Source organism: Acinetobacter sp. TYF_19 (genome assembly GCF_043105125.1).
GTDB lineage: Bacteria > Pseudomonadota > Gammaproteobacteria > Pseudomonadales > Moraxellaceae > Acinetobacter > Acinetobacter johnsonii.
Genome location: NZ_JBICLH010000087.1, coordinates 90,279 through 102,938 on the forward strand (window position 1 = coordinate 90,279; position 12,660 = coordinate 102,938).

Annotated in this window: 10 protein-coding genes; 1 reads left to right on the plus strand and 9 read right to left on the minus strand. The window is 41.8% G+C overall.

Annotated features, from left to right (window positions below; genetic code table 11):
* Positions 1–8 precede the first annotated feature (8 nt).
* The gene (locus ACF8FD_RS15110) at positions 9–710 is read left to right on the plus strand and encodes an LrgB family protein (RefSeq protein ID WP_004693320.1); all 702 of its coding nucleotides are present in this window, start codon (positions 9–11) and stop codon (positions 708–710) included.
* A gap of 19 nt (positions 711–729) precedes the next feature.
* Here the strand turns inward: ACF8FD_RS15110 and ACF8FD_RS15115 are convergent, their stop codons facing one another.
* The 9 genes from ACF8FD_RS15115 to ybaK all read right to left on the minus strand — a co-directional run bounded on the left by ACF8FD_RS15115 (position 730) and on the right by ybaK (position 12,655).
* Positions 730–1,956, minus strand: coding sequence for an MFS transporter (locus ACF8FD_RS15115; RefSeq protein WP_392453537.1), 1,227 nt, complete (start codon positions 1,954–1,956; stop codon positions 730–732).
* Between the two features lie 75 nt (positions 1,957–2,031).
* Positions 2,032–4,398, minus strand: a complete 2,367-nt coding sequence (locus ACF8FD_RS15120) for a TonB-dependent receptor (protein ID WP_392453538.1) — start codon at positions 4,396–4,398, stop codon at positions 2,032–2,034.
* A 15-nt stretch (positions 4,399–4,413) separates the two neighbouring features.
* Positions 4,414–5,673, minus strand: coding sequence for an MFS transporter (locus ACF8FD_RS15125; RefSeq protein ID WP_392453539.1), 1,260 nt, complete (start codon positions 5,671–5,673; stop codon positions 4,414–4,416).
* Positions 5,661–6,041, minus strand: coding sequence for a hypothetical protein (locus ACF8FD_RS15130; RefSeq protein WP_392453540.1), 381 nt, complete (start codon positions 6,039–6,041; stop codon positions 5,661–5,663). The genes ACF8FD_RS15125 and ACF8FD_RS15130 overlap by 13 nt, the downstream gene beginning before the upstream one ends.
* Positions 6,038–6,682, minus strand: coding sequence for a GNAT family N-acetyltransferase (locus ACF8FD_RS15135; RefSeq protein ID WP_159151481.1), 645 nt, complete (start codon positions 6,680–6,682; stop codon positions 6,038–6,040). Before ACF8FD_RS15135 ends, ACF8FD_RS15130 begins: the two co-directional genes overlap by 4 nt.
* A 28-nt stretch (positions 6,683–6,710) precedes the next feature.
* Positions 6,711–8,546, minus strand: a complete 1,836-nt coding sequence (locus ACF8FD_RS15140; protein ID WP_279043726.1) for an IucA/IucC family protein — start codon at positions 8,544–8,546, stop codon at positions 6,711–6,713.
* Positions 8,543–9,994 (minus strand): lysine N(6)-hydroxylase/L-ornithine N(5)-oxygenase family protein, encoded by a 1,452-nt coding sequence (locus ACF8FD_RS15145; RefSeq protein ID WP_392453541.1) that lies wholly within the window; start codon positions 9,992–9,994, stop codon positions 8,543–8,545. The genes ACF8FD_RS15140 and ACF8FD_RS15145 overlap by 4 nt, the downstream gene beginning before the upstream one ends.
* Positions 9,987–11,771 carry an IucA/IucC family protein gene (locus tag ACF8FD_RS15150; RefSeq protein WP_392453542.1) on the minus strand — a complete coding sequence of 595 codons (1,785 nt, stop codon included), beginning with the start codon at positions 11,769–11,771 and terminating at the stop codon, positions 9,987–9,989. Before ACF8FD_RS15150 ends, ACF8FD_RS15145 begins: the two co-directional genes overlap by 8 nt.
* 416 nt (positions 11,772–12,187) lie before the next feature.
* Positions 12,188–12,655 carry a Cys-tRNA(Pro) deacylase gene (gene ybaK, locus ACF8FD_RS15155; protein ID WP_392453543.1) on the minus strand — a complete coding sequence of 156 codons (468 nt, stop codon included), beginning with the start codon at positions 12,653–12,655 and terminating at the stop codon, positions 12,188–12,190.
* Between the last annotated feature and the right edge of the window lie 5 nt (positions 12,656–12,660).

Here is a 12,660-nt window from a genome sequence, read left to right on the forward strand (position 1 = left end):
GAACGATCATGCATATTCATTTCGTTGCCTTGATCTGTTTTATCGGAACGGTACTGGCCTATCTTTGGGGTAAAAAGTTTTATCAGAAACACCCGTATGTATTGCTCTCACCAGCGGTTTTTATTCCCTGTCTGATTATTTTATGTCTGGTGTTTTTCAACATTCAGTATGACAACTATATGTATTACAGCAAATGGTTAGTCTGGATGTTAGGTCCTGCAACGGTCGCATTTGCCATCCCGATCTATGAATATCGCAAAGTCATTCAGCAGCATGCTTTTTCGATTGCTTTAGGGATTATCGTGGGTATGCTGGTTGGCGTAGTCAGCTCTTTTTACTTGGCACGGTTGTTCCATTTCGATGCCGCAACCAGTTATAGTTTGATGAGCCGCTCTATCTCTACCCCTTTTGCCATGGAAGTCACTCAAGCCGTCGGAGGCTCAGTCGAGCTGGTGATTTTATTCACTGTGATTACGGGGATCGTTGGTGGACTCTTGGCCAACACCGTATTACTTGTTCTAAAATTGGATTCTAAATTTGCTCAAGGTGCATCCTTGGGTAGTGCCGCACATGGTTTTGGTACCAGTACTGCGTTCAAACGTCATAAAGAAGAAGGTGTCGCGGCCTGCCTCAGTATGGTTTTGGCCGGTATTTTCATGGTGCTGTTTGGCCCAAGTTTAATTCACGCTGTCGTTTATCTTCTTGGTTAAACATTCTCAATAAAGAATCTCATACCACACTACTGAGATCCTTGTTGGCTTGTATATGTTTAAAGCTAAAGTACATCATCAGCCCCGTCATCAACGCCAATAAAAAATAATAGGGTAAATGTTGATTCCATTGATATAAGCCTGTACTTAGTAAAGGTGCAAAAACGAAACTCAGTGCTTGCGTAGCTGTGCATAAACTGGCAATTTTAGTTTGTAGCGTGGCTGGTGCGGTTTGCGCTGCCCCCGTGGTAAAAGCTGGAATTAAACAGGCCACGGCGATACAATAAAAAATATAAGCTGCTTGGAAAGTCCAAATCTGACTGGCACTCAGTGAAAGTAATAAACCTAAAACCATCGTCACAAGACCGATCCAAAGTAATTGTTTAATTGACCATTTAAACCATTTTGAAATCGCCAGTTGCATCAAAACCAGTGCTATCCCCACAATCAATGAACACTGAGAAAAATACATTGCACTTTGGTAGGTATCAAAATGGAATCGATCTTGGATATAAAAACCCGCAGTTAAATTCAGGGTAACAATAGCGACATATAAGCTAAAGCCCAGCAATAACCAAATCCCTAACTTTGACCATTGTAGCTTTTCCGTAGGCACGTCTTGTAATTTAGCTATGGTTTCATCCCGTTCTTGTGTCTGTGATGCTTGTTTACCTTGAAAGCCTAGTACAATCAAAGCCGCCATAGCCGTTAAAATAGCCACCGCACCCCATAACGGTGTCAACATACTCCATGTCAGCAATAATGTCGTCGCTAAAGGACCAATCACCACGCCTAAGCTGTTTAGTGCGCCAAACTTGGCCATGTTTTGGCTACGTTCCTGCTCACTTTGAAAAGCCGTCATAACATAACTTTGCAGCGCAATTTGTGGCATCGCCATAAAAAAGCCAGTACTGGCACGGGTCAATATCAGTAAGCTAAACAAAACAATAAACGACATGGAATAAATCAGCCCATAGCTGAGTACCGCCGCAAATAAGCCCCAAGTGATCGCCATACCGATAAAACCGATACTTAACAATTGATAAATGCTGAATTTTTGAGTTTGTTTAGAAATATAAATAGCTGAAATGGCCATCACCAAAGCACCAGCCGAAACCAATGCTCCACCTTGCAGTTCAGTCAGCCCCAGTTGCCGAATAAACGGTGCAAGTAAAGGTAAAATCATCGAAAAACAAGCGCCATTGGCAAGGCTGCCTGCAATAAAGATTTTGTTATTGCTATTCATTTTATTATTTAAACCATTTCTTAAAGCGAGATTACAAAGCAAAGAGGTAGCTGAAAGCTACCTCTGGTTGTGCAATTAATATTTTAATGTATAGCTCAGACCATAGGTTCGACCTTGAGCTGCTAAGCTTGAAATGGCGCCATAGGTTGGTGCGACAGCCTGACTAAATACAGTTTTATAGTCTGCATTCCATACGTTATACACACCAAAGCCCACAGTACCAGAACCTGCTTTGGCATTGGCTATAACGTCCATTGTTGCGAAACCTTTGATTTCAGCAGGAAGCGTTGAACCATACTTTACCGCATCTTTTTTGGCTTTATCTGTACCACCGATAGCAAGAGATTGAACGCGCAGGCTCATATCGTTGTTAAACTGCCACTCAGAAAATGCCGTGCCTTTCAGTGGTGCAACACGAATTGCGTCTAGCTCTTGCCACTTTCCTGCGGTATTTTTAAACTGTCCGCGGGTATAAGCCATGGTTCCACCCACTGTCCAATTCGGTTGTAGTCGATAGGATATATTTCCTTCAACCCCATAAACGCGCTCGTCCGTATCAATTACTTCAATGTTGTAGTTTGGAATACCGTTGAACTTAACCACCTTGTCTGAATCATTATAGAAAGCTGTTAGCCCCAAATTCGAACCTGATTCACCTTGCAAACGCCAACCCAACTCATAGTTATTGACTTTAATCGGCTCAATATTATTGCTCGTTACTACAAAACTGGCTGGTACATCGCGAAGCATACGTTGTACATCTGGTAAGCTAAAGCCCTGTGAAAAATTCGCAAAGACTTGCTGAGCATCGGTTAAATGGAAAACACCACCGATATTAAATAAAGTTGCATCGTGCTTAATCTTTCCACCTTTTAGAGCCTTAGCATCATAGCCATAACCTAATTCTGCCAAAATATCGGCAGGAATAGCTTCTCGATATGGTGTTGAATCAGAGACTTCACTATCAATTCTTTCATGGCGAATACCCGCTTGCATGTTGAAGCGATCTGTCAGGTTATAATCACCTTGCAAGTAGAAACCGAGTTTATTATTTTCAAAATCAGGTCCAAATTTATAATCTTTGACTGCGGTATGCTTTAAACCATTACTATTATAGAAATCATCAAAGTCATAACGGGTTACATACGCTTTGTTTTTTTCATTTTCATAGTCCACACCATAATTCAAGTTTAAAATACGGTCATTGAGCGTAAAGTCTTTACTCAACATCAAACGTGTACCAGCAACATCAATTTCATTAGAGGATTGCACTACACCATAACCATAACGAATTGCATTTAGAAAATCTGGTGACCTTGGGTCTGCATAGTTCGGATAAAGTTGTGCTAATGCACCATTTAAAGAGCTATTACCAAGTGGTGAAACTGTTGGGAACCAACGGCCTTTTTCTTTACGGTAATAAGCCTCTGCATTTAAAGCATGTCCCAAGATATCCTCATTTTGATATTGAGTATTAACACCCCATCTTTCAGTCTGTGGCTGCTCAGACAATTCTAGACCTTTGACTGCTTTTAAAGACGGCGCTGTTCTAAAAATAAGATTGGCTAAATTATAAGGACCGTATGTACCATAGTCTGCCCCATATTCGCTGTCTTGTTCATCTTTAAAATATTGCGCACCAAAACTTAAGCTTTGACTATCTGAAATATTCCACGTCAAACGACCATTGAGGTCTAATGTGTCCGTATCTTGGCGGTCTGTCTGTGCAACCTCAGGTCCTATGCGATTGCCATGGCTATCCTGAATTTCACCGCGAGTGGTGTAACTTGCACCGAAAGCTCCTTGCAATGCACCTTGATTAAATAAGACACTTTGTGATGCTTCATAAGCCATAGCATCTGATTTAAAGTTATTACCCGCCGTTACCCCAATTTTAGTTTCAAAGCTAATTGGGTCTTGACCACCACGTTTAGTAATAATATTAATAATCCCGCCTGTTGCTCCAGAGCCATAAATACTGGTCGCCCCTGAAACCACCTCAATACGTTCAATCATAGACGGTTGAATGCTATTTAGTTGGCGCGAACCATCACGTGAACCCGTTTGTGGCACCCCATCAATCATATACTGCACCACACGACCACGCATGGTCATGCCATAGTTTGAGGTTGTTCCGCTACTCGGTGTAAGGGATGGAACCAGTGTTCCCAAAATATCGGCAATGCTCTTGCCAGCATTGGCCTGTTTTTCAATTTCAGCTTGATCTATGCTATAAACGGTGCCCGCAATGTCCGCAATACTCTTTGCAGAGCGGGTTGCTGTCACCACAATCGGTGCGAGTTGTGTGGTTTCTTTTTGTTGGGCCCCAACACTACTTGTCTGACTTGCTGAATTTGTTAGAACGTTATCTTGAGCATATAACTGTGTACATACAGCCAGTGTTAAACAAGTCAACTGCATAGGTAACATAAAACGGTTCATTTCTTTTTCCTTTTATTAAATTTCTTGATTCAACAGTTTTTGTTGAGTTTTTTGATGACGTGCAATGATGTATTGGCTCAGTAGTACACTGACTACAGATGCAACCGCCAACACCACATAAAAATTGCCATAGCCAAGTGATTTGGCTAAAAAGCCCGATGCGGCTCCCCCGATGAAATAAACCAACAGTTCAAAACACACCAAGATGGTGAAGTCGGTGCCTGCCTGTTCTTTGGAACTGCTTTGCATGAAATAGGCATATAACGAAGTCATCGCGACATAACGAATCGCAAGCATAACAATGACAAATCCCCCCAAGAGCAAATGCCAATGGTTTAACCAGCCCAAAATAATGGCTGCGCCAATCACCCCATACAACGCTGTTCGGCACCACCCCGCCCAAATAAGCAACTGTGTAGCCTGAATTTTTTTCAATAAAAATGCGGCACTCACAGCCGCCAACAAACCCACACCTGCTCCAATCACAGACATCAGCACCCCAATTTGGGCAAGCGTCCATTTCTGGTCAATCAGCATTGGATTGAGCATCGCCATTGCAGGTGCTTCAACCACGCGATAGCACAAAATCAGTGCTAAGGCCGATAAAATCTCAGGTCGTTTAAAAGCACGGATTAAGCTAGGCGCTTGTTTGGCAATATTTGTCTGTTCGTTTGTATTTTCTTGAATATAAAAAACAGCAAACATTGTTAAAGCGGTCATGAGCGCTAAACATACCAATGCACTTTCCCAGCCATAGTACTGGTAGAGCCACAGTGTAGCTGCGCCCCCCAACATACTCCCCAAAGCGACTCCTATACTCTGAGCCATACTGCCTAGGCGGTAATCAGACGCTGAAAAAGTTTCTACGGTATAACCATCTATGGCAATGTCTTGGGTCGCCGCAAAGCTTGAAATCCACAAGCCAATCACAACAAACACCGCGAGGCCGTAAGAGAACTGGGTAAAGGCCAAGGCCAATACCCCAAGTACCAAGGCTACTTGCGTAAAGAGCAACCATGTTTTTCGTTTACCTAACTTTTTGATATAAAGCCGGTCGATGAGTGGCGCCCATAAGAACTTAAACGCCCATGGAATATAAAGCAGCGACAGCATTCCAATCCAACGTAAATCTACCCCCTGATGTCGTAAAATAGCGGGCAATGCCACATTGTAAAAATACAAAGGCAAGGCATGTGCCAGATATAAAACAATGACAACAGCTAAGCTCAAAGCTGAGATTTGGCGTGTTGCGCTTTGTGTATTTAGGTTTTGCATATCCACCTCTGCACTGCCCATTGCAGTGCATCAGAATGATCAAGTGTGACGTAGTAAGGCACCCGCCATGCAGCATGCAGTGAAGGTGTATTCAGTCGTTGTTGATCGGTTGGGTCTTGTGCAATTCGAACCAGACCCAAGCAGTATTGAAAAAAAAGTTGTTTGTATTTTTTGTACCAAACCGCTTGCAGTTGACGGTATTCCTCAGGAAATTCCGTACAGATATCGGTTTGCATGACCAAAACAAAGTTCTGTTTCTTTAATAAAAAACGTTCAACTTGACTGAGCCATTGTTCAAATTCGGCAACAGTGACATGCGCTGAAAAGCGCATGTCCATGATTTGTATATGTTCTGAGCTATAGCTCATGTAAGTTCCTCAGTCCTATTGAGTGGGTTATGGTTTTGCATAAATGCATTTGAATCAGTTAAATACCCTCCAAATTTTTCATAGAATTTTTGTTTAAAGCAGTAATACAACATGGCCGTTTTTTCAGGCATTGGGATCAAGCGCTGCGCCTCATAGCACATTTCTTCCACTACTGCGGCATAAGGTTTAACGGTGTGGTCAGGCTCCCCGACAATTTTGTCGGAAGGTGCATTTTCAAAAATATAAAAACCTAATAGCCGCATCACTGGACGCAAGTAGCCTTTACCGAAAGCCGACTTTTCACCAAACAATAAATGCCAACCGAGGTCTAAATCATCACCATCGTAATAACGTCCTAGACGGTCACGCTTACCTTCATAGATTTCGGTATAACCCACATCCTGTCCATCCACCCCAACGATCAACAAACGGTGATGGTCATCGACCAGCATTTTTTCAAAATACACCGCGAGATCAATTTCAGACTTATTCAGCTGCCATTGTGGAATAACATGAGGCTCATGCATCCATTTATGTAACAGTGCTAAGTCCTGCGGATACTGTACTTGGCGCAAGTAAAATTGCGTCTCATTCTCATAGTATTCGTAAAAATCGGGAAGTTGCTGTGAAAGTGTTTTCATATGGTAGCCTGCTAAATTTTTTGGTTTTTTATGATGCGATACGCCTTGTGGTTGTATCGTCAGTTGATTTAGATACCTGCTCTGACCATCGTTTTAAGGTTTCAGGGCTGACAGGATTGGCAATTGGATCTAAAAATACAGGGACAGGACGTTCTGCTTCATCGTTATAACTTGTGGTAAATAGACGCACTCGGTTTAAACAAATTTTTTCAAATTCGGCTCTAAAAATGGCAAATTTTTCAATACGTTCTGCCAACTCCGGATGCTCCTGATGGAAAGCATCAATGACCGATGAAATGGTCTGCCAAAATTCAACTTCGCTATGCTCAGGGTGGTCTTGTAGAAATACATTACAGATATAGCGGTAATGCACCATAAGCAGTCCAGTGAAAATAAAATGGCTGAGTTCATGCGCAGGATGACGCAGTAAAATTTGCCCTTCGATAGGTAAACTTGCCAATTCTGGAAAGTCTTCATCAACCAAATTGATATCATCAATAAAGTCTTTCAGCACCATTTTCTGCGGTACGCCATTGGCATGAATGAGCATGGTATTTTCCCCATGTGGAGAAAAAGCCAAGCCATATTTGTACAAGCAGATTAAGAGTGGAGTGACCGATACCTCGGCAAAGCGTTTTAACCACTGTAATGGACTCAAACCCGACGCCTGAATCAACACGGCTAATATCGACTGTCCGTTGATGTCTCGATGTAATAAAGCCGCTTGAGAAAGTGCCTGTTCACCTGTTCCAATCACTGGATCTACACTTTCACGCCACAAACACCCAAACAGTTCTTTAAATTGATACGGCGCGCCGTCAATCTGATCAAAACAAGGCTGATGAATGGTCAAGGTTGCCACTTCACCTAAGAATGCAACGCCAGACTGTTTCAAGTCTGGATCTTGAGTTTGAATCTGCTTTAACCAAGCTGTGACGGCTGGAGCTGCTAAATTTCGTTTAGACGGCAACCCACGATACACCGCAGTATTGAAGATACTGACAGGCAATTTGACATAATGACGCTCAGGCTGACTGATGTTGCAAAGCGTACGAATCGACTGCATAGGTACATAGTCATCTTGCCCAACGCCTAGTTCAATAATGCGCTGATCCACGATTTCATTGGCATAGGTTGGCACTAACCATTGATGCCACTGCCATGCATGTACTGGAATGAGGAAATAATCACGACAAGAGCAACCTCTCTCATGTAATTTTTGTTCAAAATTTGCGAGTTCTTCTGCACTTAACTCATATTGATAAAGTCTCCCTGCTTGCCACTCCTCGGTGGAACGGAACTCTGCCAAATCACGATGCACCGCGAGCCACAGCACTTTGACCGTTGGTGAAAGTTCAGGAGCGGCACTTAAGTAGTCGTCATAACCAAAACCCATACGACCTTTGCTCATAATCAACCACGGATGACCACGGAGCATACCTTCAATTTCATGATGCGATGCCGTCAATGCTGCTTCACTGCTTAAACGACTTTCATCAAATAAATGCGCCTCGGCTAACCATGTATTGTTCATTTCTTTGATGAGATATGCCTTGGTAAAAGGCTTCACTTCGGTTTGATTTGAAAACGCGCGAATAAAAGTATGTAAGTTCCATGCAGGCAGGTCTTCAGCCACGCTCAACTCACGTGCTGAACCCTCCTCAATCTGCCAATGTCCCAATAAATAGTTTTGTGCTTTAAAAGTATAGGTTTGATCATCCAACGTCAGCTGGTAACGATTGTTCTTTAAATCGGTCACTTGAATAATTTCTTCATATAAAAATTCAGCAATCGCCATTTCAATTAAGCGCTGTCCTGCCAAACGCCACTGTTTCTGATTCACTTGAAGTTGTGCAAAGCTCATATGATTTTCTCGAATGTATAAGGCTGCATAGAGGGATGTGCCCCTGTTTGTATTTTGCGCTGATCAATATTTTTTGATTTAGGAATCGATGGTGCTAAAGCAGCTGTTCGTGTAATAGATGTGTCATTCTGCACATACATTTCAGGGTTCTGCTCAGCGTTGAAATGCTGAAAGGTCTCTTCATTACTGTCCAGCTCATAAAGCTGATAACCCAGTAGTTGATTGGCAATGGTCGCAGCACGAAATGCGCCTAGGCCTAAATCTGGTGTACCTACACCATGACTGTGCATTTCTTGGTTTTGCACATAAATTTCACCCATTGCTGTATGCTGCAAGCGATAGTCTTGGCTCACTTTCCAACGCCCGGCTTGATCTGTTGTAATCAAGGGCTTTAAGTATTTTAAAAATGAAAACTCAGGGCTGTAATAACCTGTAGATGCCACTACAAAATCAACATCCATATAAAAACGTTGCTCGGTTACGGTATGTTCAAGGCTCAAGCGAATCTGCTGACTTTCCAGTAACTCAGCATCAAGCAACTGAATTTGTGCATGCAAATGTGTTGCTTGTGTAGCAGAGGCAATACTACGGTGGTAAAGTTTTTGGTAAATCTCACGTATGGTTTTGACACTAATGCCTTTGTACAGCAAGCTTTGATCTTTTAACTGCGCTGCTTTTTGTGTTTCTGAGAGTCTATAAAAATGTTGGGTGTAGTTCGGACTAAAATGTTCCAAGCCCAATGGTGCATATTCCATCGGGAAAAAACCGTTGGAACGTGTCAGCCAATGCAGCTTAAAGTCAGCCGTTGGCACACAGTCATGTTGATACTGCTGATCAAACAAATCTAAAAAGACTTCAGCAGAAGACTGTCCTGAGCCTAAAACTATGACATTGCCTTTGAGCTTGCTTTTTTTATGGGTTAAGTACTCTGCTGAATGAATACATTTTTCAGGGACTTGTTGTTGTAACTTACGCAGACATTCAGGCAAATAAGGCTGGTTGCCCGAACCAATCACCAAGTTTCGACACAAGTAACGAATAAAACGGCCACCTTGCTCAACCACCACCTCAAAACCTTCGCTTTTGGCATAAATGGCCTTCACCGTCGATTGGTACTGTATATGACCCAGTTGATCTGCCACCCATTGGCAATAATGGTTATATTCACGGCGCGGAATATGAGGCTGCTCAAGGAAGTAGAACTTATATAAGCGCTGCTGTGATTTTAGGTAATTCAAAAAACTTAACGGACTGGTCGGATCGACCATCGACACCAAATCCGCCATGAATGGAACTTGCAAGACCGTATTGGGAAGTTGCATACCTGCATGCCAGTCAAACTGCGCTTTTTTTTCAAAAAACAGATAGTGCAAATCAGTCTTTTCATGCAACAAACTGGCTAGGCTTAAGTTAAATGGCCCAAGGCCAATCGCAATAAAATCAAGCATAGAGGGCATCCTCTTGTTTGATATAGAGCGGATTGGCTAACTGAATATAGACAGACTGATTTTCAACGGGTGCAATCAATTCATCTAGTTCATATAAACGGGTCAGTAAGTTTCCCTTATAAGGCAGCGTCGGTTGATACAACAGACTTTGAATCAAACTACTCTGTGGATAGTGTTTCAACAGGTCAAAGAGATGTTGCTGTAAAGCAGACAGTAAATCTTGCTCACTTACAAACCCTGTTGCACCGATGGCATTGATGATGCCAAACAAGGTATTACCAAAGAAATAATAACTAAAACGTTCATCGACAAAAGCCTTTGAACCTACCGCATGGGCTTTATCATGTAGTTCTGGAAATTGTTGTAAAATTTCACCTGCGAATTCTTCGATATAGTAAAAACCTTGATTGTCCCGTAGCCATAGCCACTGTGGCCAGCCATCTTTCAACTCAACCAAGACATTTTGCTGATGCGACTCAAAGGCCATACCATAACGATGGTAGACGTACATGAGTGGGCTCAGACTGATGTTTAAAAAGGTCTTAAACCAATCATGTGCGATTTTCGCCTTATCCTCCAATTTTTGTTGAGATGCAATCTGATCAAATAATGCATTAAAACGATTACGTTCTTCTACGGGATGATCCTGACACAATGAAGCAATACACGTGACCTGCTGTTCAGGAGTAAATGGCTGATCACGTACAATACAAATCGTTTCATCAATGATTTCACCATCCAACTGAAGAGCAATCCATGCAGGATCATTGACCGCTTTTAGAGTTGGACATTGCTTTAAGATACTTTGCCCTAACTCACTGTGCCAAAGTCGATGGGTCATTTCACCACGGTGACATTCTTTTGCTAAATTGACGCGGATAGAGTTGGTAATCATCACTGAAAGCGATGGTTTTAACATCCACGGCGCGTTAAAGCTCGCCAAAGTACGTACAGAAGTGGTTGGAGAAAATATCCATGCTTTTTCACCCAAATCGATGATTTTCAGTTTAGCCTTTAAACTTTTAAACCATGCTTTACTTTGTAAATAGCGGGCTTGCCATGGATGCAGTGGTAGCAGTTTGTAATGTGCATATGCAGCTAAGGTTTCAAGTTCCGATTCAGACAAATGCCATTTGATTTCTTGTTTAAGTTGCTCTGAAAAAGCCTGCTCAAGCGCTGTTCCTTCCGCAACATATTCAGATGCCACCAGCCAATAATGCAGTTGGGTCTGCCCACAAGCTTCGGGGGAATATTTTTGCCAGTCTTCATGGACAAAACCTGTTCGGCTTTTCGGTGCAGGATGCATGCTATGACCTAAAATCAAAGCCTGTTCAGACTCTATAAAACCTTGCTCAAGTTGTACGAGCGCATCAAAATCCTCTGCCCGAATATTTAAAAACTGTTGTAATGCATCACGACTTTGAATCCAACGCTCAACCAAGGATGCAGCATCGACAAGGCCTTCGGATTGTTGCACTAACTCTTCTAGTAACAGACTGACCATGGCTGCTGCGCTAAACTTAAGCTTTTGGCCTTTTTGAAAAATTTGCGGTAAAGCCGCAATACGATGTCGCCCAACACGACTGACATAGCTTAACGGAACAAAAAGCTGTGCTTGGATTAAACTCAGTGGCAAAGATAACAGCGTCAAACCTTGGCTAAACGCGAGTTGAGTTGAATTTTGTTGATACTTCTCAGACAAGCTCGCCTTGCCTGTTTCTTGTGAGTATGCATTGATAAGATGCTGCATCGCCAAGCGATTGGCTAGCTCTTTCATCTGACCATTTCCTCTTTTTAAAGCTTATTCCAAGCTCATTTCATGTAATTATGTTTCTTAAAGATGTTCACGTTGACCAACGCTGCAGAAAGTATATTAATGGTAATTATTATCATTTATCTTTGCAATTTTGTTTACTTTTGAAAATATACGCACTACACCAACATATATTATTGTTTTTTAATACTTTTAAAAATTTAATCAGTTTTTCTAATAAAGCCTATACGAAATTACACCATAGCTTTAAATGATAGTTTATGAATTTATAATTGATTCGAACTATAAAATTTCCCTATATTTCATAAGGAAAAGCCCATTCAGTCCCCTGAATGGGCTTTCATTTGTGCTCAAATTAATACTCAAAAGAACTCAAGACTAAATTAATATAGATAAAGCAGCGAAGACGTCACTATTCTTTATTCATCCAGTACATCAGCAAAAGTGGCTGAAAGTACTTTTGCTAAATCCTGTGGTTTTAAACCGATATCTAAGCCGCGCTTCCCCCCACTGACATATAATTTTTTCAACTGTACTGCGCTTTGGTCTATCACGGTTTTTAACCTTTTTTTCTGTCCAACAGGACTAATCCCACCGACCAAATAACCGGTCAGTCGTTCTGCATCTTTAGGGTCGGACATTTTTAGTTTTTTTGCCCCCACTGCCTGTGCAACTTTTTTTAAATTTAACTGATGATGTACAGGAAGAATCGCAACAAAATAGTTTTTTTCATCGGTCACCAACAGTGTTTTAAATACCTCTTCGACACGTAGATTTAATTTTTCTGCGGCTTCAAGCCCAAAGCTTTTTGCATTGGCATCATGTTCATACTCATGAATAGAAAAATCGATTTTATTGGCTTTTAAAAGTTTGGTTGCAGGTGTCATTTCTG

Excerpts from the sequence above, each read along its gene's own strand:
- ACF8FD_RS15110 (WP_004693320.1), top strand. The coding sequence starts at position 9 with ATGCATATTCATTTCGTTGCCTTGATCTGTTTTATCGGAACGGTACTG.
- ACF8FD_RS15115 (WP_392453537.1), bottom strand. The coding sequence starts at position 1,956 with ATGAATAGCAATAACAAAATCTTTATTGCAGGCAGCCTTGCCAATGGC.
- ACF8FD_RS15120 (WP_392453538.1), bottom strand. The coding sequence starts at position 4,398 with ATGAACCGTTTTATGTTACCTATGCAGTTGACTTGTTTAACACTGGCT.
- ACF8FD_RS15125 (WP_392453539.1), bottom strand. The coding sequence starts at position 5,673 with ATGCAAAACCTAAATACACAAAGCGCAACACGCCAAATCTCAGCTTTG.
- ACF8FD_RS15130 (WP_392453540.1), bottom strand. The coding sequence starts at position 6,041 with ATGAGCTATAGCTCAGAACATATACAAATCATGGACATGCGCTTTTCA.
- ACF8FD_RS15135 (WP_159151481.1), bottom strand. The coding sequence starts at position 6,682 with ATGAAAACACTTTCACAGCAACTTCCCGATTTTTACGAATACTATGAG.
- ACF8FD_RS15140 (WP_279043726.1), bottom strand. The coding sequence starts at position 8,546 with ATGAGCTTTGCACAACTTCAAGTGAATCAGAAACAGTGGCGTTTGGCA.
- ACF8FD_RS15145 (WP_392453541.1), bottom strand. The coding sequence starts at position 9,994 with ATGCTTGATTTTATTGCGATTGGCCTTGGGCCATTTAACTTAAGCCTA.
- ACF8FD_RS15150 (WP_392453542.1), bottom strand. The coding sequence starts at position 11,771 with ATGAAAGAGCTAGCCAATCGCTTGGCGATGCAGCATCTTATCAATGCA.
- ybaK (WP_392453543.1), bottom strand. The coding sequence starts at position 12,655 with ATGACACCTGCAACCAAACTTTTAAAAGCCAATAAAATCGATTTTTCT.